The 26229-nt window shown below is 33.5% G+C and carries 29 protein-coding genes and 1 tRNA gene; 11 read left to right on the top strand and 19 right to left on the bottom strand.

The window, feature by feature from the left end; translation table 11 throughout:
• Window positions 1–22 precede the first annotated feature (22 nt).
• The 7 genes from ABTV69_RS00760 to ABTV69_RS00730 all read right to left on the bottom strand — a co-directional run bounded on the left by ABTV69_RS00760 (window position 23) and on the right by ABTV69_RS00730 (window position 3743).
• On the bottom strand, window positions 23–508 hold the full coding sequence (locus ABTV69_RS00760) for a GNAT family N-acetyltransferase (RefSeq protein ID WP_433833372.1): 486 nt from the start codon (window positions 506–508) through the stop codon (window positions 23–25).
• A 7-nt stretch (window positions 509–515) separates the two neighbouring features.
• Complete coding sequence (locus ABTV69_RS00755) at window positions 516–1934, bottom strand: PLP-dependent aminotransferase family protein (protein WP_433833370.1); 1419 nt, start codon at window positions 1932–1934, stop codon at window positions 516–518.
• A 17-nt stretch (window positions 1935–1951) separates the two neighbouring features.
• Window positions 1952–2320 (bottom strand): hypothetical protein, encoded by a 369-nt coding sequence (locus ABTV69_RS00750; RefSeq protein ID WP_433833368.1) that lies wholly within the window; start codon window positions 2318–2320, stop codon window positions 1952–1954.
• Window positions 2321–2502: 182 nt separating this feature from the next.
• Complete coding sequence (locus tag ABTV69_RS00745; RefSeq protein ID WP_198858226.1) at window positions 2503–2760, bottom strand: hypothetical protein; 258 nt, start codon at window positions 2758–2760, stop codon at window positions 2503–2505.
• A gap of 222 nt (window positions 2761–2982) precedes the next feature.
• Window positions 2983–3237: a GIY-YIG nuclease family protein gene (locus tag ABTV69_RS00740; RefSeq protein WP_433833366.1), complete on the bottom strand. Its 255-nt coding sequence runs from the start codon at window positions 3235–3237 to the stop codon at window positions 2983–2985.
• Between the two features lie 115 nt (window positions 3238–3352).
• Complete coding sequence (locus ABTV69_RS00735) at window positions 3353–3643, bottom strand: GIY-YIG nuclease family protein (RefSeq protein WP_433833364.1); 291 nt, start codon at window positions 3641–3643, stop codon at window positions 3353–3355.
• Between the two features lie 26 nt (window positions 3644–3669).
• Window positions 3670–3743, bottom strand: a tRNA-Met gene (locus tag ABTV69_RS00730).
• Window positions 3744–3893: 150 nt separating this feature from the next.
• On the opposite strand from ABTV69_RS00730, the gene ABTV69_RS00725 reads away from it, so the two are divergent.
• Window positions 3894–4286, top strand: coding sequence for an START-like domain-containing protein (locus ABTV69_RS00725; protein WP_111285785.1), 393 nt, complete (start codon window positions 3894–3896; stop codon window positions 4284–4286).
• A gap of 54 nt (window positions 4287–4340) precedes the next feature.
• Window positions 4341–5177, top strand: a complete 837-nt coding sequence (locus ABTV69_RS00720; protein WP_433833363.1) for an aminotransferase class IV — start codon at window positions 4341–4343, stop codon at window positions 5175–5177.
• On the opposite strand, the gene ABTV69_RS00715 is transcribed toward ABTV69_RS00720, so the two are convergent.
• From ABTV69_RS00715 to ABTV69_RS00690, 6 genes are all read right to left on the bottom strand, one after another.
• Window positions 5174–5734 (bottom strand): YqgE/AlgH family protein, encoded by a 561-nt coding sequence (locus ABTV69_RS00715; RefSeq protein WP_290972070.1) that lies wholly within the window; start codon window positions 5732–5734, stop codon window positions 5174–5176. The genes ABTV69_RS00720 and ABTV69_RS00715 overlap by 4 nt on opposite strands.
• A 128-nt stretch (window positions 5735–5862) precedes the next feature.
• Window positions 5863–6135, bottom strand: coding sequence for an HU family DNA-binding protein (locus ABTV69_RS00710; RefSeq protein ID WP_008464760.1), 273 nt, complete (start codon window positions 6133–6135; stop codon window positions 5863–5865).
• Between the two features lie 182 nt (window positions 6136–6317).
• Window positions 6318–7265 (bottom strand): methionyl-tRNA formyltransferase, encoded by a 948-nt coding sequence (fmt, locus tag ABTV69_RS00705; RefSeq protein ID WP_433833360.1) that lies wholly within the window; start codon window positions 7263–7265, stop codon window positions 6318–6320.
• Window positions 7265–9160 carry a RecQ family ATP-dependent DNA helicase gene (locus ABTV69_RS00700; protein ID WP_433833358.1) on the bottom strand — a complete coding sequence of 632 codons (1896 nt, stop codon included), beginning with the start codon at window positions 9158–9160 and terminating at the stop codon, window positions 7265–7267. The genes fmt and ABTV69_RS00700 overlap by 1 nt, the downstream gene beginning before the upstream one ends.
• Before the next feature lie 65 nt (window positions 9161–9225).
• On the bottom strand, window positions 9226–9759 hold the full coding sequence (locus ABTV69_RS00695) for an AAA family ATPase (protein WP_433833356.1): 534 nt from the start codon (window positions 9757–9759) through the stop codon (window positions 9226–9228).
• A gap of 368 nt (window positions 9760–10127) precedes the next feature.
• The gene (locus ABTV69_RS00690) at window positions 10128–11045 is read right to left on the bottom strand and encodes an alpha/beta hydrolase (protein ID WP_433833354.1); all 918 of its coding nucleotides are present in this window, start codon (window positions 11043–11045) and stop codon (window positions 10128–10130) included.
• Window positions 11046–11436: 391 nt separating this feature from the next.
• Between ABTV69_RS00690 and ABTV69_RS00685 the strand changes: the two genes are divergently transcribed.
• The 4 genes from ABTV69_RS00685 (at window position 11437) to ABTV69_RS00670 (ending at window position 14864) form a co-directional block, all read left to right on the top strand.
• Window positions 11437–11733: a DUF493 family protein gene (locus tag ABTV69_RS00685; RefSeq protein ID WP_035649758.1), complete on the top strand. Its 297-nt coding sequence runs from the start codon at window positions 11437–11439 to the stop codon at window positions 11731–11733.
• 4 nt (window positions 11734–11737) lie between these two features.
• Entirely contained in the window at window positions 11738–12460 is a 723-nt protein-coding gene (locus tag ABTV69_RS00680; RefSeq protein ID WP_433833352.1) for a DUF4290 domain-containing protein, read from the top strand.
• A 100-nt stretch (window positions 12461–12560) separates the two neighbouring features.
• Window positions 12561–13874 carry a UDP-N-acetylglucosamine 1-carboxyvinyltransferase gene (murA, locus tag ABTV69_RS00675; protein ID WP_433833350.1) on the top strand — a complete coding sequence of 438 codons (1314 nt, stop codon included), beginning with the start codon at window positions 12561–12563 and terminating at the stop codon, window positions 13872–13874.
• 114 nt (window positions 13875–13988) lie between these two features.
• Window positions 13989–14864 (top strand): cation diffusion facilitator family transporter, encoded by an 876-nt coding sequence (locus ABTV69_RS00670; protein WP_433833348.1) that lies wholly within the window; start codon window positions 13989–13991, stop codon window positions 14862–14864.
• A gap of 145 nt (window positions 14865–15009) precedes the next feature.
• Here the strand turns inward: ABTV69_RS00670 and ABTV69_RS00665 are convergent, their stop codons facing one another.
• The 3 genes from ABTV69_RS00665 to ABTV69_RS00655 all read right to left on the bottom strand — a co-directional run bounded on the left by ABTV69_RS00665 (window position 15010) and on the right by ABTV69_RS00655 (window position 18820).
• Complete coding sequence (locus ABTV69_RS00665) at window positions 15010–17499, bottom strand: DUF5686 and carboxypeptidase regulatory-like domain-containing protein (RefSeq protein ID WP_433833346.1); 2490 nt, start codon at window positions 17497–17499, stop codon at window positions 15010–15012.
• Between the two features lie 214 nt (window positions 17500–17713).
• A complete protein-coding gene (gene aroQ, locus ABTV69_RS00660; RefSeq protein ID WP_198858214.1) occupies window positions 17714–18127 on the bottom strand; it encodes a type II 3-dehydroquinate dehydratase in 414 nt (137 codons plus the stop codon).
• A gap of 132 nt (window positions 18128–18259) precedes the next feature.
• Window positions 18260–18820: a porin family protein gene (locus ABTV69_RS00655; protein WP_433833344.1), complete on the bottom strand. Its 561-nt coding sequence runs from the start codon at window positions 18818–18820 to the stop codon at window positions 18260–18262.
• A 291-nt stretch (window positions 18821–19111) separates the two neighbouring features.
• On the opposite strand from ABTV69_RS00655, the gene ABTV69_RS00650 reads away from it, so the two are divergent.
• The 5 genes from ABTV69_RS00650 to ABTV69_RS00630 all read left to right on the top strand — a co-directional run bounded on the left by ABTV69_RS00650 (window position 19112) and on the right by ABTV69_RS00630 (window position 23789).
• Window positions 19112–19621: a hypothetical protein gene (locus ABTV69_RS00650; RefSeq protein ID WP_433833342.1), complete on the top strand. Its 510-nt coding sequence runs from the start codon at window positions 19112–19114 to the stop codon at window positions 19619–19621.
• A gap of 206 nt (window positions 19622–19827) precedes the next feature.
• Window positions 19828–20409: a porin family protein gene (locus ABTV69_RS00645; protein WP_433833340.1), complete on the top strand. Its 582-nt coding sequence runs from the start codon at window positions 19828–19830 to the stop codon at window positions 20407–20409.
• Between the two features lie 129 nt (window positions 20410–20538).
• Window positions 20539–21120, top strand: coding sequence for a porin family protein (locus tag ABTV69_RS00640; RefSeq protein WP_433833338.1), 582 nt, complete (start codon window positions 20539–20541; stop codon window positions 21118–21120).
• Between the two features lie 101 nt (window positions 21121–21221).
• On the top strand, window positions 21222–22118 hold the full coding sequence (gene xerD / locus ABTV69_RS00635; RefSeq protein ID WP_433836652.1) for a site-specific tyrosine recombinase XerD: 897 nt from the start codon (window positions 21222–21224) through the stop codon (window positions 22116–22118).
• A 222-nt stretch (window positions 22119–22340) separates the two neighbouring features.
• Window positions 22341–23789, top strand: coding sequence for a PAS domain-containing sensor histidine kinase (locus ABTV69_RS00630; RefSeq protein WP_433833336.1), 1449 nt, complete (start codon window positions 22341–22343; stop codon window positions 23787–23789).
• Between the two features lie 70 nt (window positions 23790–23859).
• Here ABTV69_RS00630 and rny read toward each other — a convergent pair whose 3' ends face one another.
• The 3 genes from rny to ABTV69_RS00615 form a co-directional block, all read right to left on the bottom strand.
• Window positions 23860–25419 (bottom strand): ribonuclease Y, encoded by a 1560-nt coding sequence (gene rny, locus ABTV69_RS00625; RefSeq protein ID WP_198858208.1) that lies wholly within the window; start codon window positions 25417–25419, stop codon window positions 23860–23862.
• A 209-nt stretch (window positions 25420–25628) separates the two neighbouring features.
• Entirely contained in the window at window positions 25629–25922 is a 294-nt protein-coding gene (locus tag ABTV69_RS00620) for a cell division protein ZapA (protein ID WP_433833334.1), read from the bottom strand.
• Between the two features lie 4 nt (window positions 25923–25926).
• On the bottom strand, window positions 25927–26217 hold the full coding sequence (locus ABTV69_RS00615; protein WP_198858206.1) for a hypothetical protein: 291 nt from the start codon (window positions 26215–26217) through the stop codon (window positions 25927–25929).
• Window positions 26218–26229 lie beyond the last annotated feature (12 nt).

Below are 26229 nucleotides of genomic sequence, written 5' to 3'. Positions count from 1 at the left end.
ATGAGTCTAAGGGCTTTTTTTATTATCGATGATTTAGCAGAAGCATCATCTGGATGTCAACTCTATCGTAAGTTGAAGAAATTCCAGTTATCTCTTTAAAACCTAATTTTTCATACAATTTAATGGCCGGTTGCAGTTTGGTGTTACTTTCTAAGTAAATTTTAGAAGCGCCTTTTTCTGTAGCCCATTTTATTGCCGATTTGGCCAATAATAATCCAACGCCTTTTCCTTGCGCTTTTGGACTAACAGCCATTTTTGCCAATTCGTAATCGTAATCTTTTCCGTTACTTTTGATTAATGCGCAAACGCCCAAAACTTCATCATTTAAAACAGCGGCAAAAATTTCTCCACCTTTGTTTATAATATATTCTTCGGCATGATCGAGTGCTTTTACATCATTTGGTTCCACAACAAAATAATTCGAAATCCATTCTATATTTAAATCCTTAAAGCTTTTGTTGTATTTTGGATGATATGTTGCTATTGTTACTTGTTCGTTATTTTTCATGATTTTATTAAATACTATTTTTTATTATTCTGCCCAATTTTTCCAAATCAGATTCTACGCGTTCATTCCATTCTAAAGCATAATTCAATCGCATGCAATTGTTGTATTGATTGTATTGCGAAAAAATTCTCCCGGGAGCGAAATTAACTTTGTGGCTTAAGGCTGTATTGAATAATTCTGTTGTTGATATTCTTTGATCTAATTCTAACCATAGCATAAAACCGCCTTTTGGTTGCGCCATTTTGGTATTGTCTGGAAAATAAGCTTCAACCGAACGGTTCATTTGAAGATAATTGGCGTAAAGTTTATTTCTAAAGGTTCTGAGATGATGGTCATAACGCCCATGTTCCAAGAAATCGGTAATAACATCAGAATACAGAGAAGAATTGCAAACCGTTTGAACCAATTTTTGGCGAATAATTTTGTCCTTAAATTTTCCTGGTGCAATCCAACCAACACGATAACCTGGTGCGAGAGTTTTAGAAACCGATCCAATCCATAAAACTAAACCAGCTTCATCATAAAATTTGCAAGGTTTAGGCCGTTCTGAACCAAAATAAAGATTGCCATAAATATCATCTTCAATCAATGGAACATTGTATTCAGTTATCAGTTGTACTAATTCTTTTTTGTTTTCATCAGGCATTTGAAATCCCATCGGATTATTGAAATTGCTAATAAAGCAGCAAGCCTTAATTTCTGGAAGGACTTTTTTTAAGGCTTCAAGATCTAAGCCGAATAAAGGATGGGTAGGAATTTCAATTGCTTTTAAACCTAATGCTTTAATGGCTTGAAGAATTCCGAAATAAGCAGGGCTTTCTACCGCCACGCTATCACCTGGAGATGTAACGGCCATAAGCGCGTTGTAAATAGCATGCATAGCGCCAGAAGTAATGACAATGTCGTCTTCGGTAATTTTTCCTTCCATAACAAGCGCCCATTTTGCAATAGCGCGACGAAGTTCTTCTTTTCCTTGAACCGGTTCGTATGCTGTGCCAGCATCATCTCTTTTGCGAACAGCATTAATAATACCTTTATTTAGTTTGGCAACTGGAAGGAAATTTTTGCCAGGCAATCCAAGTGCAAATTGCGTTACGTCAGTTTGATTAATGGTGCCGAATACTTTATCAGTGAGCTCTTCGGGTGTGTTTTCTGTTTCTTGATTGTTTATACTTGCAATTGTAGGAAGTGCCGTTGTGCGCTGTGAACTTTTGCTTACATAATATCCCGTTTTTGGACGAGATTCTATTAGCGAACGGCTTTCGAGTTCTAAATACGCTTGCTTTACAGTATTTAAACTTACATTATATAGTTTCTGCGCACTTCGTACAGAAGGCAACTTATCTCCAAGTGCCAAAGTTTCACTGTGAATTTGATCTTCAATGATTTTGGCAATTTTTAAATATAATGTTTCTCGATTTTTCATTTGCTTTTATTAAGCGTTTAAAAGTTCAGATAATGAATAAAATGCTCCGTGCTTTTTTTTAATTGTTCGGCATTGCTGAAATTGGCACTTTTCTTTTTCGTTAGAAAATTTTCGATGTATTTATAAAAAGCTGTTTTGTCTTCATTTGTCAAATTTCCGTTATCATAAATTCTAAATCCGATTTCATTGTTTTCATCTAAAATTAAACTGGCAAACGAATTGATTTCATTGTCTTTTTCGCAGAGAAGAAAAGGCATTCCAAAAAGCATTTTATCTTCGCCCTTCTCACGTATATTTTGAATGAAGATGTTTTGCACAATCTCCATGTCAAATACATAAACTTCTCTAAATGTTGTTTTTTCCTGTGTTGCTGCTTTAGATTCCATATCTTTTTTTAGCAAAATTATTGCTATTGAACACTTGGGTACAGATACAGAAAAAACTTTTTTTAAGGGTACAGATTAAAATTACTGTTTTTTAACGAAAGAGAGAAATAATTCTAAAAAAGAAAGTCCTTGAATGGTTTATTCAAGGACTTTTATTTTTTATAAAGAAGAAAAGAAAATAATTATTGATTTTCCTTTTCTAAATCGGCAGCAGAAATTTGATCTAATATATTTGTCTGATTTGGCGAAATGTAGTTTTTATTTTCAATCGTGGCTTCTTTCTTAAAAAGAAGATCTAAGGCATTGTATAGCTTTAATAAAACATCGCGATCTGCTTTATCGATTTCTAAAGCAGTATTAAAGTTAAAAACATAATTATTCGAATTGCGTACTTCGACTTTTATTGTTTTTGATGTGATCTTAAATTTGACTATATCCATATGTTCGTAATTACCTTTGCAAAATAACTATTTTAATGGTAGTTATCAATGGTTATTTTCTTGTTTTTTTATCCGGAAAAAAAGATTTTTTTATTAAAGTATTTGTGCTTAAAGGAGATAAATAAAATAAAAACCCTTAAATATTTCTGTTTAAGGGTTTTATATTTTCGTAGCGAGGACGGGAGTTGAACCCGTGTCCGCCGCGGCGGATATGGATCCTTTTTAAATTGAATTGATGAGGTTTTTGATAAACTCTCTTCCTATTCCAGTTTTTAAATATTTTTCTCTTTTCATAGCTTCAGATTTAGAATCGAAAAACTCAACATGAATTACTTTCCACGGTCTGAACTTTAAAGTGTATCCTTTTGTAGCAAGCTGATTGTGAGATTTAAATCGTTCAATCAGATTAGAAGTAAATCCAATGTAGGTTTTGCTGAATTTTTCAGAAAATAAAACATATACAACAAACTCTTCCATAAAATCCAAATTGGTATAAGCAAAAAAAAAACACCACTTTAATAAAAGTGGTGTTTTACCTTGTAGCGAGGACGGGAGTTGAACCCGTGTCCGCCGCGGCGGATATGGATCCTTTCTAAATTGAATTGATGAGGTTTTTGATAAACTCTCTTCCTATTCCAGTTTTTAAATATTTTTCTCTTTTCATAGCTTCAGATTTAGAATCGAAAAACTCAACATGAATTACTTTCCACGGTCTGAACTTTAAAGTGTATCCTTTTGTAGCAAGCTGATTGTGAGATTTAAATCGTTCAATCAGATTAGAAGTAAATCCAATGTAGGTTTTGCTGAATTTTTCAGAAAATAAAACATATACAACAAACTCTTCGATAAAATCCAAATTGGTATAAGCAAAAAAAAACACCACTTTAATAAAAGTGGTGTTTTACCTTGTAGCGAGGACGGGAGTTGAACCCGTGACCTCAGGGTTATGAATCCTGCGCTCTAACCAACTGAGCTACCTCGCCTGGACTGCTATCATGAATTCCTGATTGCGGGTGCAAAGATAGAAATAATATTAAAGCGTGCAAGCATAAAATGAAGAAAAAAAAATATTTTTAAAAATGCATTGTTTTTGGACATATATTCTTATATTTCCAAAAAAATTAAAGTAGCACATGGATTCAAAAATACGTTACGAAATCGAGTTTCCGATTAATTCTTCGCCACAACTATTGTATCAATATATATCAACGCCGTCAGGTTTACAAGAATGGTTTGCTGACAATGTGAATTCAAGAGGTGAATTTTTTACTTTCATCTGGAACGATTCGCAAGAAAAAGCACGTTTGGCTTCAAAAAAATCGGGTGAAAAAGTAAAATTTAAATGGGTTGATGAAAGCAGTAAGGATACTGAATACTTTTTTGAACTTCATATTTTAGTTGATGAATTAACTAAAGACGTATCGCTTATGGTAGTCGATTTTGCCGACAAAGAAGAATTAGGCGAGGCTAAACAATTGTGGGAGAACCAAATCTCAGACCTAAAACATCTTATAGGATCTGTTTAGTAAAAGTCTATTTTATACCTTATATTTGCCCTGAACAAAATTCAGGGTTTTTTTATGATTAATTTTAACGGAAACATAGCGCAAGAAGATACGATATTAACTCAAAACCGCGCTTTCTTATACGGAGACGGTATCTTTGAAACAGTAAAAATTAATAACGGAAAAATTTTGTTTCTTGAGGATCATTATTTTAGATTAATGGCCTCTATGCGTGTAGTGCGAATGATGATTCCAATGAATTTCACAATGGAATATTTTGAAGAGCAGATTTTAAATTTGGCCAAGGAGCAGGGAATCACTTCATCGGCACGAGCAAGAATTACGGTTTTTAGAAATGATGGCGGTTTATATCTTCCAAAAACCAATGACATTTCATTTTTAATTAATGCAACTCCACTTGAAAACACTTTCTATAGCGTAAATACGAGTGAATACGAAGTAGATTTGTATAAAGACTTCTATGTGACAAAACAATTGCTATCGTCGCTTAAAACGACTAATAAGATGATTAATATTACAGGAAGTATTTATGCACACGAAAATGATCTTGCCAATTGTATTTTGCTGAATGACAGCAAGAATGTGGTAGAGGCGCTTCAAGGAAATATTTTTATGCTGGTGGGTAAAAAGCTTATTACACCCCCAATTTCAGAAGGTGCTTTAAACGGAATTATGCGCAAACAAATTTTAGCCTTAGCTAAAAAAGTCGAAGGCATAGAAGTGCTAGAAGAAATAATTTCGCCATTTGATCTTCAAAAAGCTGACGAATTATTTCTGACTAATGTAATCATGGGAATACAGCCGATAACTAAATATCGAAAAAAGGAGTTTACAACAAATCTAGCTCATTTATTAGTGCAGAAACTAAATGAATCCATAACTGAAAATTAATTCAGATATGGATTTTCTGGTGCGTTAGACCAAATAAGATAATCACCGCCAAGCTCAATAATCTGCTCTTTCCAAAAGTGGGTAGTAGATTTTCCGATAATTTTATTTTTATAACTATTATCAGCAATAATCCAAGAGTTGCCTTGCATCTCATTCTCAAGCTGATTTTCTTCCCAGCCAGTATAGCCTAAGAAAAAACGAATGTTATTTTTACTAATAGATCCGTTGTTTATTAGGTCTTTGGTCGACTCGAAATCACCGCCCCAATAAATCCCATTGGAAATTTCCACACTGTTCGGAATTAACTCAGGAATATTGTGAATAAAATAAAGGTTGTCTTGTTCTACAGGGCCTCCGTTATATATCTTAAAGTTAGCATCAATCTCAGGTATTAAGTCATTAATAGTATATTTTAATGGCTTATTAATTATAAAACCTATTGATCCTTCCTTGTTATGGTCTGCTAATAAAATTACCGATCTGTTAAAAGATAAATCTCCAATTATTGAAGGCTCGGCAATAAGCAGGTGTCCTTTTTTTAATTTTTCTGAAATCATACGGTTACAATTTTTATTAAATTTAGTCATAAAAAAATTAAAATCACAAAAAAAATCGTTAAACCGCATAAAAAAACCTTCCACATGGAAGGTTTTAATTATATTATAAGTTTAGAGAACTTTCTTACTTAGTTCACTGCACCTTCTAATTCAGCTCCTGCTTTAAATTTTACTACGTTTTTAGCAGCAATTTTAATAGTTTTTCCTGTTTGTGGATTTCTACCATCTCTAGCAGCTCTTGAAGAAACTGACCATGATCCAAAACCTACTAATGAAACTCTTCCACCTTTTTTCAAAGTAGTTCCTACATTACCTAAAAAAGACTCTAAAGCTAATTTCGCCGCAGCTTTTGTGATTCCTGCATCAGCAGCGATAGCATCGATTAATTCTGATTTGTTCATAATAATTAGTTATTAATTGTTGGTTAAAAAAAAAATTGTTAATACACAAATTTAGTAGGAAATCCGTTGCGTGCAAGTGTTTTCTTTATTTTTAGCAAGAATTGTTAATAACTTGCTTTTTTTGTTCATAAAGGGTGTTGTTTATCGATAAAAAACAAGTACAAACCCCTGTTTTACTGACCTTAATACACTTTTGCAGCCTCTGAAAAACTCACTCCATTTAACAATTCTGAAGCAAGCATTCTCTTTTTTCCTGGAAATTGTAGACTTAATAACTGAATAAAGCCGTCTTTTATTGCAATCTTGATCTCTTTTTTAGTGCTAATTAGCTTTCCAATCTCATAAGAGTGTGATTCTGAGACTAGTTTAGCTTCGTAAATTTTGACGTTCAATTCTTCGTTTTGGTCTTTCAAAAAGCACCATGAAGCAGGATACGGACTTAAGCCTCGAATAAGATTATTGATTTCTGCTCCAGATTTTGTCCAATCAATTTTGCAGTTTTCTTTGTTTAGTTTGTAAGCTGTTTTAATATCGTCGTTGTCTTCTTGAATTGTTGTGGTAACATTTCCGTTTTCAATTACTTTTAAAGTGTCAATTACGGTTGTGCTTCCTAAATGCATTAAACGATCGTGCAATTGTCCTGCCGTTTCCTCTGGTTCAATATTAATTTCAGAATTTAAAATCATGGCGCCAGTGTCAATTTTATCATCAATAAAGAAAGTGGTAACTCCAGTTTTAGTTTCTCCATTGATAATCGCCCAGTTAATAGGAGCAGCTCCGCGGTAATTTGGAAGCAATGAAGCGTGAAGGTTGAAAGTTCCTAAACTTGGCATTTCCCAAACTACTTTTGGCAACATTCTAAAAGCCACTACAATTTGTAAATTGGCATTTAGTGCTTTTAATTCTGTTAAGAAATTTTCGTCTTTTAAGTTGGTAGGCTGTAATAAAGTAAGATTGTTTGCAAGTGCATATTCTTTTACTGCCGAATATTTTATTTTTTGTCCGCGTCCTGCTGGCTTGTCTGCAGCAGTAATTACGCCAACAACTTCATAGTTATTTTTAATAATGGTGTCCAAAATGCCAACAGCAAATTCTGGCGTTCCCATAAATATAATTCTCAATTTCTCCATTATGATTTTAAAGTGTATTTATTATTCGCTTGTATAATGATATGATTGTTTTCGAGTAATTCCTGAAGAACCGATAAAATATCTTTGGTGTCCATTTTTATTTGGTTTTCAATTTCTCTCGAAGTCAAAGAAGCTGTTTTCAATAAAGATAAAATCTTATCTGCAATCGAATCGGCTTCGGTAATTTTTCCTTTTAGTGTAATGCAGTACGAACAGATGCCGCAATTTTCTTTGGTTTCTTCTCCAAAATAATTTAAAACTAATCTGTTTTTGCAGGTTTTGCCGTCTTTTATATAATGTAGAACAGATAAAAGCTGTTCTTTTTTGACTTCATTTTGTTTTTCTAAATATTTTGAAACCCTATTTATGGTAAGATCATCTTCGCGAACTTCATTAAATAAAATAGTAGCGTCATTGTTTTTAGATTTGTATTCAATAATTTCTTTTTCTTTTAGTTTTTCTAAAACAACAATAATCTGCTCTTCTGATCGATTTGATTTTTTAGCAAGCAATCCCAGATTCAAATTAGCTTTTACATCATAAATGCCCGGATAAGTTCTCAAAATTGCCAAAATAATTTCTTCATCATTTGGATTCAAACTCATATAACGAATCACTTCCTTAGATTCAATCAAGAATTGAGCGGTTATTTTTTCTGAAAATTCTTGAGACAATGTAATAATTCCTTGCTGACTTAAAAACTGTAAAGCATTATAGGTTTTGAGAGTAGGGAATTCGTATTTATTACAAAAATGATTCAGTTTAAAAGAGAAAGTTTCGTCTAAACCTTCGCCATAAGCAATCTGAAAATAATTGCAGAGTTTTATGTACATCGTTTTTAAGAACTTCTTATCTGGAAGAATATTTAAAAACTGCTGTTCGGTCTGAATGGCATCTGAATTATTATAAAGTAAAACTGAAAAAGCTTTTGCCCCATTTCTTCCTGCACGTCCAGATTCTTGATAATAATTTTCTAAGTTTTCTGGAAGCTGAGTATGAATAACCGTTTTAACATTGTCTTTGTCAATCCCCATTCCGAAAGCATTCGTAGCGACAATAACTTGCGCTTGCTCCGACATCCACAACTGCATGTTTTTGTCTTTTTCTTTTGATGAAAGTCCGCCGTGATAATAGGTAGATGTAAAACCTAACGATTGCAATTGCGAAGACATGTTGAGGCATGCTTTGCGATTTCGCACATATATAATAGAAGGTTGCGGATTCTTTTTAAGAATTTGTTCCGTGCGATATAATTTGTCTTCAACTTCAAAAACCATGTATGCGATATTTTTTCGCTCAAATGATTGTTGAAAATGATTCGGATTTTTTAATTCTAATTGCGTTCTAATATCTTCAATAACTCTCGGAGTTGCTGTGGCCGTCAGAGCCAGAAAAGGAATTTTCGGAAAATGCTTTTTAAGTTCCGAAATTTTAAGATAAGCAGGTCTAAAATCGTGACCCCATTGCGAAACGCAATGCGCTTCGTCTATGGCAATTAAATTTATGGGTAAGTTTTTAATTCGTTCTAAAATCCAGTCAGACTGTAATCTTTCTGGAGATAAGTAAAGGAATTTGTAATTTCCGTATTGGCAATTGTCGAGAAGATCGATCAATTCTTCGGTATGAATTCCGCCAGTAAGAGCAATTGCTTTGATGTCTCTTTTCTGCAAATTCATCACTTGATCTTTCATTAAGGCAATCAGTGGCGAAATTACGAGACAGATTCCTTCTTTCATCATTGCGGGAACCTGAAAACAAATAGATTTTCCGCCGCCCGTCGGAAGTACGGCAAAAGTATCCTGTCCTTCAAGGACAGAATCGATGATTTCTTTTTGCAACGGTCTAAAACTGTCGTGTTTCCAGTATTTTAGAAGAATATCCTGCGCTCCGAGCATTGCGTTTGTTTTAAAGTTAAAAATTTAGAAAAACAGTTCTAGTTTTACAACTTTAAACCATGCTACTAAATTTTGTCTAAGATATAAAGAATTCTGTTTTCAACTGTATCTTTTGGAACCTCAATCAGTTCGTAACCATATTTTTTATAAGTTTCAACAAGGTGATCTTGAATTTTTACTGCCTGATCAAAATTTTCATAACGCTCAGAATCACTTTGGTAGATTTCTTCCCAAGGCGGTAAAATAAAGGTTTTAGAATATTTGAAATCTTCGCATGCTTTTGTAAAATGCTCCGGATATTCGTCGCCAATATAATCCATATAAGCTACAACATCTGGAATTCCTCTATCGATAAATACTACATTATCAGGTTCTTCAAGAGCATTTTTATATTGTTCAATACGTCCTTCCAACAACATTTCGCTAAACAAAAGCGGTTGTTCTAGAAACAGCTGTTCAATGCCTTGTTCTTGCGCTTTCATGGTAACCTGTCTAGAGATTTCAGGATAGCAGCAAAAGCCACGAGCTACCAATTCGTTAATAAGAGTCGATTTTCCAGTACCAGGTCCGCCAAGCAAGACAATAATTTCTTTTTGCACTATTCTAAAAATAAAGCGCAAATTTACCTAAACTTATTTATAATTAAAAAGAATATTTATCAGAAACGAAAGATTTGATATTTTGATAAACAGAAGTTCCAGTTTTAAAGTCCCAGAGGGACGAGATATTTATAGAAAATATGCATAATATATGTAAAGCTCCAGCGGAGTGACATAGTTGTGAATAATTTTATGTCGCTCTGCTGGAGCTTTTGATTGGGTTAAATTTAATTTTGCTATACATATTTTGCTCCGCTGGAGCATTTTCTAAAATGGAAAAAATATTCTCAAATAAATTTATTTGAATTGCCGTTGGTTTTAACCAACGGTATTTTAGAGATGTAGAATTTCGGTTTTAGCCAAAAATATTACTCACAAAACAAATATTTTCCAGAATCCTTACCTTTTTTATTAGAAGGAATAATCAAATGCGATTGGAATTTTTTGCCATTTAAAACATCATTTACAAAATCTAATACATATTGTTGTCCTTGGTGGAAAAGATAACCAGAGAATTCATGTCCGCCGCCGCAGAAAGTAATTAGTTCGGCATCTTTGTGTAAGTCTTGCATTTGATTGTAAACGGCATAAGAACCGAAAAGAATCAGCCACCCAGAAGCATTTGTTGGGCAAGAACGGTGTGAGCCCGCTGCATACGGAACGGTATCATCGCTATTTCCGTGTGCCATTAACATCGGAATCGCTTTCTCTTTCGTAATCAAATTAATATCCTGAATTGCTCCCGAACCAGCAATTAATCCTTTGTATTTGAAGTTTTCTGGAAGATTGTTTTTGTACAGATTCATTAATTTATAATCCCAAAACGTAGCGTGATAGCTAATTTCTGCACCTGCGCTAATTCCAGAAATAAAGAATTTTGAAGTGTCAAGATTGTATTTGTCGGCATTTTCGACCATGAATGCTGTCGCCTGCCACATATCGCTAACGCCAATTTGAATGGCTTTTATTTTTTCGGTTAAAGTTCCTTTACAGCCGAAATCTTTTCCTTTCATGTATAAGCTATACGAAATGTTTGCAACGGCATAACCATTTTTTGCCATAAATAAACCGAAATCTTTCTCGCTTGTACGCTCTCCACCAGAAAAACCTCCGCCAAAAGCAAATAGAATCAATGGGATTTTTTCTCCAGCTTTTTTCTTTGGCAGATATAAATCTAAATCGAGTTTTAAGGTGTCGTTTTGAAAATAAGTTAGGGTTTTAACTTCTTGTGCATTGCTGTTGTAAAAAGTAAAAAATGTAAAAAGTAAGAAGATGATTTTTTTCATTGCATTGTGTTTTTAATCTCGCAAAGTCGCTAAGACGCAAAGTTTTTTGCGCAATATTGTCATTTCGACGAAGGAGAAATCACACTAGAAGCTCGATAAAGTATAGCTTTCAAACGTTGTCGAATCCCGTGTGTGATTTCTCCTTCGTCGAAATGACAAAAATTACATTTTATAATTTCAATAAAATAAAACTTTGCGTCTTCGCGACTTTGAGAGAGATTTTCGGTGGATTATTTTCTCAAATATAAGATGAAATTTTACAATGAAATAATCTTGTAAAGCTTTTTTCTCTGCACCTTTGCGCCTTTGTAACTTTGAACCTTTTTTCGAAAGAAAAAATCTAAAAAGTCTGAAATCAAAAACGTATATTTGCGTTTATTTTTAATTACGAATGGAGAACGATAAAGAAAAAAATACAGCCGAATTTTACGAAAGATTAAAATTAGAGCTTGATAACGCAAATACTTGGCCAGCAGAATACTTGTACAAATTCATTGTACCTTCTGTAGCAGATAACGTAGAGCGTGTTGAAAAAGCTTTTGATAGAATGGGAGCGGTGATTAAAACAACAAAATCGAAAACTGGTAAATTTACTAGTGTTTCTGTTGATGTTACCATGCATAGCTCAGATGATGTGATCAGTAAATACAAAGAAGTTTCTACAATAGAAGGTATAGTTTCATTATAAACTTATGATCGAAAAATATAAAAGAGAAGCCGCAAGCGATGTTGTCTACAATTTAGAATACAATTCTGAAAGACAGCGTTTAATTATTCCGGAATATGGTCGTCATTTGCAAAAACTGATTGATCAGGCTACAGCCATTCAAGATGATGAAACGCGCAACAAAGCTGCAAAATATATCATTCAGGTTATGGGAAGTCTGAATCCGCATTTGCGTGATGTACCAGATTTTCAGCATAAACTTTGGGATCAGCTTTTTATTATGTCTGATTTCAAACTGAATGTAGAATCGCCGTATCCAATTCCTTCAAGAGAAGTTTTGGAGTTAAAACCAGATGCTTTACAATATCCGCAGAACTTTCCAAAATATAGATTTTATGGAAACAACATCAAATACATGATTGACGTTGCGAATAAATGGGAAGATGGCGAAATGAAAAATGCACTGATAATGGTGATTGCCAATCACATGAAAAAATCGTTTTTAAGCTGGAACAAAGACACAGTAAAAGACGATGTGATTTTCGAACATTTATATGAATTATCAGGAGGCAAAATTAATTTATTGCACAGTACAGAAGAGCTTTTAAATACAACAGACTTAATGCGTACCAACAAACGCATGTCTAATAAAACGGCTTCTGGAACTCAGCCAAAAACACAGAATAACAAGAACAACAACAAAGGCGGTCAAAAAAAGACATTTCAAAAAAACAATAATCAGAAATAAAAAAGCTGCTAAGCTACTAAGTTGCTAAGTTGCTGAGTTTTTACTTAGAATCTTAGGATCTCAGAATCTTAGAAACTTTAAAAGAACCTAAAAACAATCTATGGGAATTTTTAAAATCGAAGGAGGTACTCCTTTAAAAGGAGAAATCACTCCACAAGGAGCAAAGAATGAGGCATTACAAATTTTATGTGCCGTGCTTCTAACAGGAGAGAAAGTGAAAATTAATAACATTCCTGATATTATAGACATCAATAAATTAATCACTTTGTTGGGCAATTTAGGGGTGAAAATTCAACGTAACGAACCAGGTTCGATTACTTTTCAAGCTGATGAAGTTAATGTTGGATATTTAGAAACGGAAGCTTTCAAGAAAGAAGGAGGAGCGCTTCGTGGTTCTATTATGATTGTTGGTCCGCTTTTGGCTCGTTTCGGAAAAGGATACATTCCAAAACCAGGAGGAGATAAAATCGGTCGTCGTAGATTAGATACACACTTCGAAGGTTTCATTAACCTTGGAGCAAAATTTAGATACAATAGAGAAGATCACTTTTATGGAGTAGAATCTCCAGCAGAAGGATTGCAAGGAACAGATATGCTTTTAGACGAAGCTTCTGTAACAGGAACTGCAAACATTGTTATGGCTGCAGTTTTGGCAAAAGGAACAACTACAGTTTACAACGCTGCTTGTGAGCCTTACTTGCAACAGTTATGCAAAATGTTGAACTCTATGGGAGCAAAAATCACTGGAGTTGGTTCAAACTTATTGACTATCGAAGGTGTTGAAAGCCTTGGCGGATGTGAGCATAGAATTTTACCAGATATGATCGAAATCGGTTCTTGGATTGGTCTTGCGGCGATGACAAAAAGCGAAATCACAATCAAAAATGTTAGCTGGGAAAATTTAGGTTTGATTCCGAATACTTTCAGAAAATTAGGTATTACAATCGAAAAACGTAACGACGATATTTATATTCCGGCTCACAAAAACGGATACGAAGTAAAAACAGATATCGACGGTTCTATCTTAACTATTGCCGATGCACCATGGCCAGGATTTACGCCTGACTTACTAAGTATTGTTTTAGTTGTGGCAACACAAGCAAAAGGAGACGTTTTAATTCACCAAAAAATGTTCGAAAGCCGTTTATTTTTCGTGGATAAACTAATTGATATGGGAGCAAAAATTATGTTGTGTGATCCGCATAGAGCTGTGGTTATGGGACATAATTTCGAATCTCAATTGAAAGCAACTACAATGTCTTCTCCTGATATTCGTGCGGGAATCTCATTATTGATTGCGGCGCTTTCTGCAAAAGGAACAAGTACAATTCAAAATATCGAGCAAATCGACCGTGGATACGAACGTATCGACGAGCGTTTAAGAGCGATTGGTGCTAAAATTGTGAGAGCATAAATTGAAATAGCCACAAATTCACGAATTATTTTTGATAATCTTTGAAGATATAAATTCGTGAATTGCTTCGCCCGTTCGCTATCGCTCGGGTCGTGGCGAAAAAAAATAGTCTGAATGACAAACGAACAAAAAGCTATTAAAGCTACATACTTTAGTATAGCTGGAAACACCTGCTTAGCCCTTATAAAAGGCTTAGCAGGTTTTTTTGGCAATTCATATGCCTTGATTGCAGATGCAATCGAATCGACGACCGATATATTTGCGTCGTTTTTGGTATTATTCGGAATTAAATATTCGAACAAACCAGCAGATGAGAATCACCCTTATGGGCACGGCCGTGCAGAACCTTTAATTACATTTTTGGTTGTTGGATTTTTAATTACGTCGGCAACAATCATTGGTTACGAAAGTGTTGCTAATATCGGCACTCCGCATGAACTGCCTAAATCTTGGACACTTTATGTTTTAGGGGCAATTATTATCTGGAAAGAGTATTCGTTTCGTCTTGTAATGAAACGAAGCAAACAAACTAATAGCACCTCTCTTGCTGCTGACGCTTGGCACCATCGTAGTGATGCGATAACCTCAGTTGCGGCTTTTGTCGGAATTACGATTGCTTTAGTAATGGGAAAAGGTTACGAATCTGCAGATGATTGGGCAGCTCTTTTTGCCGCATTTTTTATTCTTTATAATAGCTACAAAATTTTTAGGCCAGCACTTGGTGAAATCATGGATGAAAACCTTCATGAAGATTTAGTAGAGGAAATTCGCGTAAAAGCCTTATTGGTTCCAGGAATTTTGGGAACAGAAAAATGTTTTATACGTAAAGCGGGAATGAAATATCATGTTGATCTGCATGCGATTGTTTCAGCTAAAATTTCGGTAAAAGAAGGACACGATTTGGCGCACTTATTAAAAGATACTTTAAGAAAAGAAATCCCAGAATTGGGGCATGTTTTGATACATGTTGAGCCAGATGATTATAGCTAAGAAGAGGGGCTAAGGTTCTGAGATGCTAAGATTCTAAGTTTTTCTTTGTAATCAAAAAAATCATTGTCTTTGGTTTCAGCCAAACAAGCGTCTGGACAAAAAAACTTAGCGTCTTAGCATCTCAGTATCTCAGTATCTCAGAACCTTAGTCCAACGCGTTTAAAATCTTCAATCCAAAAACAACGCCATTTTGCTGAATGCCGCCTTGATAAGAATGTACATAATCGATTCTGAATAATTTGAATTTTCCGAAACCGAGATTGTCTAAACCAATTGTAAATTCAGAATATGGTTTACGGTCTGGAATGGCCAAAGTGTGAAATCCAACGTTCATTGTAGATTTTAGAAGATTTAGCAACGGAATTTTATTCATTATAAAACCAGTGTCGTTATATTCAGTATGCATTTCAAAATAACTATCGTTTGTACTGTTTGAATAATACGGCATCATATTGAAGACATTCAAATAACGTTCGCTTGTGCCAATATGCGTTTGGTTTCCGTTGAAATGTCTGTAATCAATAAATGAAATATTCTCGGCGTTAAAGAATTTTCCAGCTCTAAAATTGGTTCCTAAAATCCCCTTATTCCCGAGTGTTAAATCGTAAAGCACAGAAGCGCCAATTCTTTCATATTCATACTTTTTTTCGCTTGCCGCGAATGCTTTTTCGAATGCTAAATAAACCGTTGGATATTTGTCGTCTTTGAAATTAAATCTTCCGTCTGGTCTTGAAATGTATTTGTTGCCAAAATTGATTTTAGAAGTTACAAGAGCTTTAAACAAATGGTGCTGATCGAAAGCTGGTGTTGTAAAATCATTTGGAGCTAACGGATTATTGGAAGAATAAACATCATCTTTTTTAAAGAAAGAATAATCGGTAGTGTTAAAAAGTGGTTTACGTTGTTCGTAACCAATTTTTCCAGTTAGATTTACTCCGTTTGCAATATCTTGTCCATAATTGATTTGAACGAATTCTAAGTTATAAAGTTTCATGTAATTGTCCTTAAAAAACAAAGAACTTATCGAGTTGATCAATTTAGAAATAGGCTCGGCACTATTAAATTGCGCTGTTTTTGTACCTCCAGAAGCCCAAATCGTAGCATAATTAATAGTGTTGAAACGATGACTGAATTCTCCAATTACACGAAAACGCTCATCAGAAAAGCCATAATTAAAAGTGGTGCTTATAGAAGTGCTTTTTCCTTCTTCTTCGTTCCATTTTCTAAAAGAAAAACCAGAATCAAAGTTAAAACCTTGAACAGTATTGAAGCTTAAAGACGTGACATTCAGCAAACCTTTATAATCAAAAGAATATTTCTTAAAGGTGTTTTTATAATCATATCCCATTAAAATATCCCAAACTTTGAACTTATTATTTTTCGCGTCAATAGAATCGGTGTACTTTTTTGATTTTCTAATGGTCTGCAAACTGTCTTTTTTAGCATAATCATTGCTTTCTTCAATAGTTAACGGTATCGGACGAATTTCATTCCAGAAAGCATTGTCTTTTTTGTTGGCATTGAGATCAAAAGCTACAAGCTCGTTTCCGAAAGTTTTCTTTTCGAATGAAGTAGGGAATTCATAATTCGAATAAACATAGTTAAAGTTTCCAGAGAACTTTACACCAAAAATTCCAGCATTAAAAGAAAGTGTCTGTGCGTTTTTAGACCAGATTTTGTTCTTGGTATTGTAGCTGAAACTCTGTTTTAATGTCATTACTTCTGTAAATTCGTTTTTCATTCTGTATCCTTTGATGTCTAAATCGATGGCATAAATGGCAAAACTATCATCTACAATATAAATGTATCCTTCAAAGACAGGTTCCTTATCACGTTTCGGAATAACTTTTATTTTATAAATCTGATGATTGTTGTCGTCGTAAAAACTGCTTTCTAATTTGTATTTGTAATAATTGAAAGCATTGTCTGCGATAGGAGAAATGAGTTTTACATCAAAATCTAAAGCGTTATCATAAAAATCATAGTTGGATAAAGCGGCTGTGTTGTAACTGTAACCGCGATTGTTTCCAGAAACTTTAGAAGCAATAATATTTTCTTTAAACTTGTTTGGTTTTTCAAGACTAACTTTAGATATAGTTTCAGACAAATATAAAATTCCTGTTCCTGTCGAATCTAAATTGGATGCCATATCATCGCCCAATTCTACTTTTTTACCCAGAATTTTTTTAGGAAGGTCTTTTACTTTAAACATTCCCTTTGAATAAAAATCGGCAGTATATCTTTCCGTTTTAGCAGAGTTTTCTTTTTTGTTGGCAATTGCGCTTTTGATAATGCCGTTAGCAGGATTATTTTTGGGATCGATAACCACTTCATTTAAAGCAAAGCTTTCTTCTTGAAGTTGAATATCTAAAGTTACGGTTTTGCTTTCTGCTGCAACAGCTATTTTTTGAGTTTTAAAACCTAAATATTGAAAAGTGATTTTGTTTTTTCCAATTTCTTTTACATTCAATTGATATTTTCCTTGCTCGTTAGAAGTGGTTCCAGCATAGGTGTTCTCTTCAAAAACAGATACAAAAGGAAGCGGATTTCCTTTATCATCTGTAATAGTTCCTTTAATTTGTGAAAAGGTTGTAATCGAAAAAAAGAAAAAGGCAAACAAAGTAAAGTTTCTCATGTAGTGTGGCTTATCTTACAAAAATAAAATAACTTAAATCTGAGCTTACTAATAAATTGTTAAATTATGACCGATTATTGAAAGCGTAACTGTATGTTTTTTATCTCTCGCAAATTTTAGCAAATTAGGCAGATTATTTTGGGATTTGTTGATCAATAATCTACTTGATCTCCAAAATCTGTGAGAGAATATGATTTTTATTTAAATCAAAATATTATAGAAAAGACTGAATAGCCAATTCGTAGCTTTTTAGTCCGAAACCAAGAATAACGCCCTTTGCATTTCCAGATAAATAAGATTGGTGTCTGAAACTTTCTCTTGCGTAAGTGTTAGAAATATGAACTTCAATAACTGGAGTTGTAACGGCTTTCATTGCGTCTCCTAAACCAATAGAAGTATGCGTATAAGCGCCTGCATTTAAAATAATTCCATCAAAAGTAAATCCACATTCTTGAATTTTTCCAATCAATTCGCCTTCAATATTGCTTTGGTAATACGAAAGTTCGATGTTTGGGAACTTTTGTTTCAACGTTTCAAAATAATCTTCAAAAGTTTGGCTTCCGTAAACTTCTGGTTCTCTTTTTCCTAAAAGATTTAAATTTGGTCCGTTGATAATGCAGATTTTCATAAGGTAATTTAGTTTTTAATTAGGTGGCGTATGCATTTTACATTTCACAAAATGCATTTCACAGATAAGTGTAAAAATAAAAAAACCGCACTAATAAATAGAGCGGTTTTTGTAAAAGTATGTGATATTCTTTTAGAACATATATCCAGCTGAAAGTTGGAACACCGAATTTTTGAAGTCTGCATTTTCAGAAATTTCAGTTAAACCAATTCCGTAACGAGCTTGAACAAAAAGACCTCCTACAACTTTTAATCCTAAACCTGCGTTAAGAGAGAAGTCGAATGTTTTTGGATCAGCAACGTCAAATTCTTTTTTATTGCTTACAAGAAATGAAGCTTGTGGACCAAGTTCCAAACTAAGAGATTTAGTCATATAAAATTTAGCCATTACTGGAATAGCGATATAACCCATTTCGTTTTTAAATTCTGAAATCGCATTTTTATAAGTTGCTCCTTGTGTAGAATATAAGAGCTCTGGCTGAATTGAGAATTTTTCTAATAATTTAAGTTCTGCAACAAGACCTGCGTGGTAGCTTGTAATACCTTCTTTGTCAACAGAAATTCCATCAAAGTCAGAACCTCCTGTTTGGTTGGCAAAGTTAACCCCTGCTTTAACCCCGATTTGTACAAATTGTGCGTTTACTGCTGCTGATGTTGCAAGAAACATAACAGCTACTAAAAGTATTTTCTTCATAAAAAGGTTTTTAAAAATTGGTATTTTAAATGTTATATTATAGATCAAAACTACATATTTGGCATTTTATTGCCTTATAATTTGGATTAAATAATTACTAAAATTCCCACTCACACGGAGTCCTTTTCTACAAAAAGCAACGGTTTTTATATTTAAAATTCTGATTTTCAAGAGGTCTTTGCAGATTTGTTTTTGTCTTATTTTATTACTTTTTAAACTTATGGTGTAATTTAATTTGTAGGTTTAAACTTATTTTTGTTTGATAATAAATCAAATAATATTTTAAAAAGTATGAAAAAAATTGTTTTCGCTGCTCTTGCAGTATTAGGTTTTACGTTTGCTAACGCACAAGAACAAACAGCAAAGGGAAAATGGTTAATTGAAGCTAATACAGGTTTTGGCGCTGTTAATGTCGGAAACACAAGTTTTCAGCTATCTTCTACTGATGGAGAAACGCAATGGGGCGTAGGGGCTGAAGGAGGTTATTTTGTAGCAGATAATTTAGCGGTTAAGGCTGGTCTGGGTTATAGTGATTTAGGTCATAGTGTCAATGCATTTTCATATAAAGTTGGAGCGAAATATTATTTATTAAATAAATTTCCCCTTGAAGCTTCTTATACTGGAGCTAGTATTAAAGATGTAGATGAGAATCCCTCTTATATTGGTTTACAAGGTGGTTATGCTTGGTTTGTTGGGAAAATCGTTTCAATAGAACCAGGACTTCGTTATAATATCTCTATGAATGACGATTTTGGAAAAGATGTATTCCAAGTAAATATTGGTTTCGCCTTACACTTCTAATATTTAGTTAATCGAGTGTTTTTTTAGCCTTTTCAGTAAAATGAAAAGGCTTTTTTTAATCTTGAAAAATTTTAATTTTTAAACTGGCTTAATTCAGAATTAACAAATAGACTAATAGTTACTACTTTATTTGTTAAATTCCTAATATAGATTTGTGAAGAATATTTTTATATTTGAACTATTAAATTAACCCAAAACAAATTAAAATGAAAAAAATAATTTTATCTGCCATTGCAATTATGGCTTTTGCATTCTCAAATGCTCAGTCAACTAGATTTGGAATAAAAGGAGGTCTTAATATTTCAACTGTTGTTGGAGGAGATGTAGACAATAATAAAACACTAGTAGGGTTTCATGTAGGTGGTTTAGCAGAAATTCATGTAGTTGAAAAGTTTTTTATTCAGCCAGAGCTTTTGTTTTCTGCTCAAGGGTCTAAGTATGACGGGCCATTCGGGAATGATGGAGATCTTAAATTAAATTATTTAAACATCCCTGTATTGGCAAAATACTATATTGTTGACAATAAATTTAGTGTAGAAGCTGGTCCACAATTAGGTATTTTATTATCATCTAAATTAGATGGTGAAGACTTCAATGATTTTACTAGATCAACAGATTTAGGTTTTAATTTAGGAGCAGGATATAATTTTACAGATAACTTCTCTGTAGGTCTTCGTTATACTATAGGTTTATCTCCAATTTCTGATAATGATATTGATGATTCTGAGGAGTATTACGATAGTGCTAAAAACAGCAACTTGCAACTTTCTTTAGCTTATAAATTCTAATCTGAATTTTTTATATATTTCAAAAGCCTTTCCGCAGAAAGGCTTTTCTTTTTTATATCTTATTAGAAAAATAAAATAATTTTATGTAAGTATATTTCTATATTTACATATTAAATTTAATTAATAATAATGAAAAGAATTCTTTTATCTGCAATTGCAGTTATGGCATTTTCTTACGTAAACGCTCAAGCAACTGGGAGTAGATTTGGAATTAAAGGAGGGATTAATTTTCCAACTAGTTCCAGCGATTTCAATGAAAATGAAAATTTAATAGGCTATCAGGTTGGTATTTTTTCGGAAATCAAACCAGTAGAAAAATTTGGTATTCAGCCTGAACTTCTATATTCAACTCATAAATTAGAAAATAAATTTGCAAAGGATGGTATAGCGTACGATAATGATATTAAAATGAGCTATTTGAATTTGCCCATTTTGGCTAAATATTTTGTCACTCAGGAATTAACTGTTCAGGCAGGTCCGCAAATTGGTTTTTTAATGCATGCTGAAGAGAATGGTGTAAATATTACGGATCATATTAAAACTATTGATTTTGGTTTGAATTTTGGCGTTGGCTATAATTTTTTGGAGGTTTGTTTTGTGGATCTTCGTTATAACTTAGGTTTGTCAAATGCCGTAGATTTTCATGTTGGAGATGTTAATTATACAATTAGAAACAACATGTTTTCTTTGGCTGTGGGATGTAAATTGTAAATTCAATATTTAATACTGTCAAAACCTTTCTCCTTAAGAAAGGTTTTTTTATCTCATTGTATGAGACATTTTTATATCTAAAAATGTTTTACTTTGTAATCATGAATTGGAACAGATATATTAAAGATTATCAGTCGTACTTGAGGATCGAGAGGGGATTGTCTAAAAATACAATTGAAAATTACGGCTTTGATATTGAGCGTTTATGTCTTTTTTTAGAGACCAATCAAATCGATGTTTCGCCAATAAAAATTTCTGACGAAGTTTTACAGCAATTTATTTATTCGGTTGCCAAAGAAGTAAATCCGAGATCTCAGGCACGAATTATTTCCGGACTAAAAAGTTTCTTTAATTATTTGGTTTTTGAAGATTATCGAAATGATAATCCCTTAGAATTAATTGAAGCGCCCAAAACTGGTCGAAAATTACCCGATACTTTGTCGCTTCAGGAAATTGATACTTTGATTGAAACAATCGACTTAAGTACGAATGAAGGTGAGCGAAACAGGGCTATGCTTGAGACTTTATATGGCTGTGGATTACGTGTTTCTGAATTGATTTCGCTTAAAATTTCTGATCTTTTCTTTGATGAAGGTTTTATTAAAATAACAGGTAAAGGAAATAAAGAGCGGTTTGTTCCCATAGGATCTCTAACTCAAAAATATATTGACATATATAAAAATGCTGTTCGATCTAATCTCATTATTAAAAAAGGAGCAGAAGATACTTTGTTTTTAAATCGAAGAGGAAATCAACTAACACGAGCTATGGTTTTTACGATTATTAAAGATCTGGCGCAAAAAATGGGATTGAAGAAAAATATAAGTCCGCACACATTGCGACACTCTTTTGCAACACATTTACTCGAAAATGGTGCAGATTTGAGATCGATTCAATTAATGTTAGGGCACGAATCCATCACAACCACAGAAATTTATGTGCATTTAGATCGCCGTTTTTTAAAAGAAGTAATGCATAGTTTTCATCCAAGGAAATAATTTTTCAGAGCATTTTACGTTTTTTGTTTTGAAAATTTATATATTGTGTTAAAATTTTGTTTTAAAATGGTAAAAAGCAATCAAGTAATATGGTTTGTTTGCTTTTCTGATTAAGTTCTGAATATCTTGTTTACATAAAAGAGGTAGTATATGGTTTTTGATTTATATGGGAATGACGATTGCTTAGAGGTAAATAATTTTTACAAAAAATTGTTGGCCGAAATGCCTGACCTACTTTTTCAATTTGTCATTGATGCCGATAATAATTACACTTTTCCGCTAGTAAGTAAGTCGGCAGATGAAATATTTGAACTTTCTGCAGCAGATTTTAAAAATGATATAAAGTTTATCGTTTACGATCGAATTGTACCGCAGGATCGTGAGCTGTTTTTTCAATCTTTGGTCAAAGCCAGAAAAGAAATTAAACCTTGGGAAATAGAGTTTCGAGCTGCTCTTCCTAAAAAAGGAATTCGCTGGTTCAAAGTTTCCTCTAAAACAGAATCTTCAGAAAATGGAAATGTGATTTTTTATGGTCATGTTTCTGATATTACGGAACTAAAAGATAAAGAAGAAAAACTGAGAATTTCTGAAGAACGGTTTCAATTTGCCCTTGATGCCTCTACGGCTGGAATATGGGACTGGGATATGGTGACTAATCGCGTTTTTTATTCGTCCTTGTCTCTTAAAATTCTCGAACTAGAATCCACAGATGTTTTTGATGATCCCGAGCGATGGGATAAAATTGTGCATCCTGACGATCTTCCAAAATACTATTCTGATATTCATGAACATTTTGATAATAAGATTCCGTTTTACGAAAATTATCATCGTGTAATGACTTCTAGCGGTAACTACAAATGGATTTTAGATCGTGGAAAAGTAATTAAACGCGATGAAAATGGACGGCCTTTGCGGGTAATTGGGACCCATACTGATGTTTCGGCACAAAAAGAAAAGGAGTTAGAACTTTTGAAAACCATGAAACTTTATAGTGATCAAAACAGTCGATTGTTAAACTTTTCGCATATTGTATCGCACAATTTAAATACGCAAGCAGGAAATATAAAGTCGATTTTAGATTTTATTGATGCTGATGTCAACAAGCAAACAGTGACAGAAATGTTAGAGCATTTGCGTACGGTTTCAAATGATTTGAATGAAACGATTTCAAATCTTACTCAAATTGTCAAAACACAGAGTAATCTTAATATCGCGGTTGTTCCGTTAAAAATTTGCGAATATATTGAGAAGACGATTTCGACTATCAAAGGTTATGACAAACAGCGAAAAGTGACGATTATAAATAACGTTCCTAAATATTTAACGATTAATTTTAATCCGGCATATATGGAAAGTGTTTTACTGAATTTTACAACAAACGCTATCAAGTATGCACATCCTGATCGTGATCCTGTAATTGCTTTTGATTTTGCGATAGAGCCAGAAGGTTTTAAATCGCTTAAAATTACAGATAATGGTCTTGGGATCGATTTGAAAACTTATGGCGATTTATTGTTTGGAATGTATAAAACGTTTCATAAACATGATGAAGCTCGTGGAATAGGATTGTATATTACTAGAAATCAAATTGAAGCTATGAAAGGAACAGTTGAAGTAGAAAGTGAAGTAGGAGTAGGAACAAGTTTTAAAATCATTTTTAATGATATGTAAAACAGAAATAGAGATATAAAACAAAAGGCTGTCGATTGACAGCCTTTTGTTTTGTGTATATTTTCCAAGATTATTTCGCAATGTTTACAGCTCTTGTTTCTCTAATAACTGTAACTTTTACTTGTCCAGGATAAGTCATTTCTGTTTGGATTTTTTGCGAGATCTCGAAAGATAAGTTTGCTGCATTATCATCAGAAACTTTTTCGCTTTCTACGATTACACGAAGTTCTCTACCAGCTTGGATTGCGTAAGCATTTTTTACACCGCTAAATCCGTAAGCTACATCTTCAAGATCTTTCAAACGTTGGATGTAAGAATCTAGAACCTGACGTCTAGCACCTGGTCTTGCTCCAGAAATAGCATCACAAACTTGAATAATTGGAGATAATAAAGATTTCATTTCAATCTCGTCGTGGTGTGCTCCAATTGCGTTGCAAACTTCCTCTTTTTCGCCGTATTTCTCAGCCCATTGCATACCTAAGAGAGCGTGTGGCAGATCACTTTCTGTATCTGGCACTTTTCCAATATCGTGTAATAAACCAGCTCTTTTAGCTAGTTTTACGTTCAATCCTAATTCTGCAGCCATGATACCGCAAAGTTTAGAAACCTCTCTTGAGTGCTGTAATAAGTTTTGTCCGTAAGAAGAACGATATTTCATTCTACCCACTACTTTAATCAATTCTGGGTGTAAACCGTGAATTCCTAAGTCGATAACGGTACGTTTTCCTACTTCGATAATTTCGTCGTCGATTTGTTTTGCTGTTTTAGCAACAACCTCTTCAATTCTTGCTGGGTGAATACGCCCGTCAGTTACCAATTTGTGTAAAGACAAACGAGCAATTTCTCTACGAACAGGGTCAAAACAAGAAAGAATGATTGCTTCTGGTGTATCGTCTACAATGATTTCAACTCCAGTTGCGGCTTCAAGAGCTCTAATGTTACGACCTTCACGACCGATAATTCTACCTTTTACATCATCAGATTCGATATTGAAAACAGAAACGCAGTTTTCAACCGCTTCTTCAGTTCCAACTCTCTGAATTGTATTAATGATGATTTTTTTAGCTTCTTGCTGTGCAGTCAATTTTGCCTCTTCAATCGTTTCTTGGATATGAGACATTGCTTTCGTTTTAGCTTCAGCTTTTAAGCCTTCAACCAATTGTTCTTTTGCTTCTTCAGCAGAAAGGCCAGAAATCACTTCTAATTGCTGTAATTGGCTTTTATGAAGTTTGTCAACTTCAGCTTGTTTTTTGTCTAAAACTTCAATTTTGTTGTTGTATTCAGCTGTTTTAGATTCGTAATCTTCGTTTACTTTTTTAGCTTTAGAAAGTTCGTTAGAAACTTGAGATTCTTTATCGCGCACGCGTTTTTCTACTTCAGCAACTTTTTTATCGCGTGCTAAAATAACTTGTTCATGCTCTGATTTAAGTTCGATAAAACGCTCTTTTGCTTGAAGAATTTTATCTTTTTTGATATTTTCGGCTTCCAAATTAGCGTCTTTCAAGATAGAAGCAGCTTCTTTTTTAGCGTTTTTGATTAGGTTTGAAATATTACTTTTCTCGATAATTTTAGCTATTGCAAATCCTGCTGCAATACCTACAATACCAATAATGATCGTTATGATGTCCATGTTTGTTAGGGTTTATATATAAAAAAAGCCTACATTAATTGCTTGTATAAACTCGTAAAGACAAGTTTTGAGCTAACTCACTGTTCAAGTTTCCCAGCCAAATGGAGGGCATACTATAGTAGCGACGATTTGCTCATTCTAAATTGTTAGTGTTGAGTTTACCAATTGTGAACTAATGTAGGCAGTATCTTAGTTTCTGTAAAGAACGTTTATTTTTCGAGATATTGATCTAAAAGCGTATTTAATCTTTTAATTCTTTCGATAGTGTCTTCTCCATCGATTGCGTTATCAATTTGTTTTTGTTCTACTTGCGATGCAAATTGTAATGCACACATAGCTAGAACATCTTGTTTGTCACGAACCGCGTAATTTTCTTCGAATTGCTTGATCATAGCATCAATTTTTTTTGAAGCACTTCTCAGTCCTTCTTCCTGCGCGGGTTCAACCGTAAGTGGGTAAACACGATCGGCAATTGATATTTTAATTCTAAGCTTTCCGTCCATGTTGTTAATCTGATAGTTGTGCTATACAGTAATCAATTTCGCGAATTAATGAATTTATTTTAAGCTTTGTCTCTCTCTTGTTATTGTCGCTGCCGAGCAACGAATTGGCTATCTTAAGTGTTTCATTTTGCTTTTTCAAAGCTTCCATTTCCTCAGATTGTTTCTGGATAATTTGCGCAGCTTTGGCTAGTTCTAATCGTAATACTTGATTGTTTTGTTCCAAACCTTTTGATTTCTCAAAAAGTTTTTCAACTTTATATTCAAGAGTATCAATTATTTCTGCAATTACACTCATTATACATCCTAT

This window comes from Flavobacterium anhuiense, from assembly GCF_050990855.1.
Lineage (GTDB): Bacteria > Bacteroidota > Bacteroidia > Flavobacteriales > Flavobacteriaceae > Flavobacterium > Flavobacterium anhuiense_C.
The sequence above is the reverse complement of the archived record's forward strand: the minus strand, read 5'-3'. Positions and strand labels throughout refer to the sequence as shown.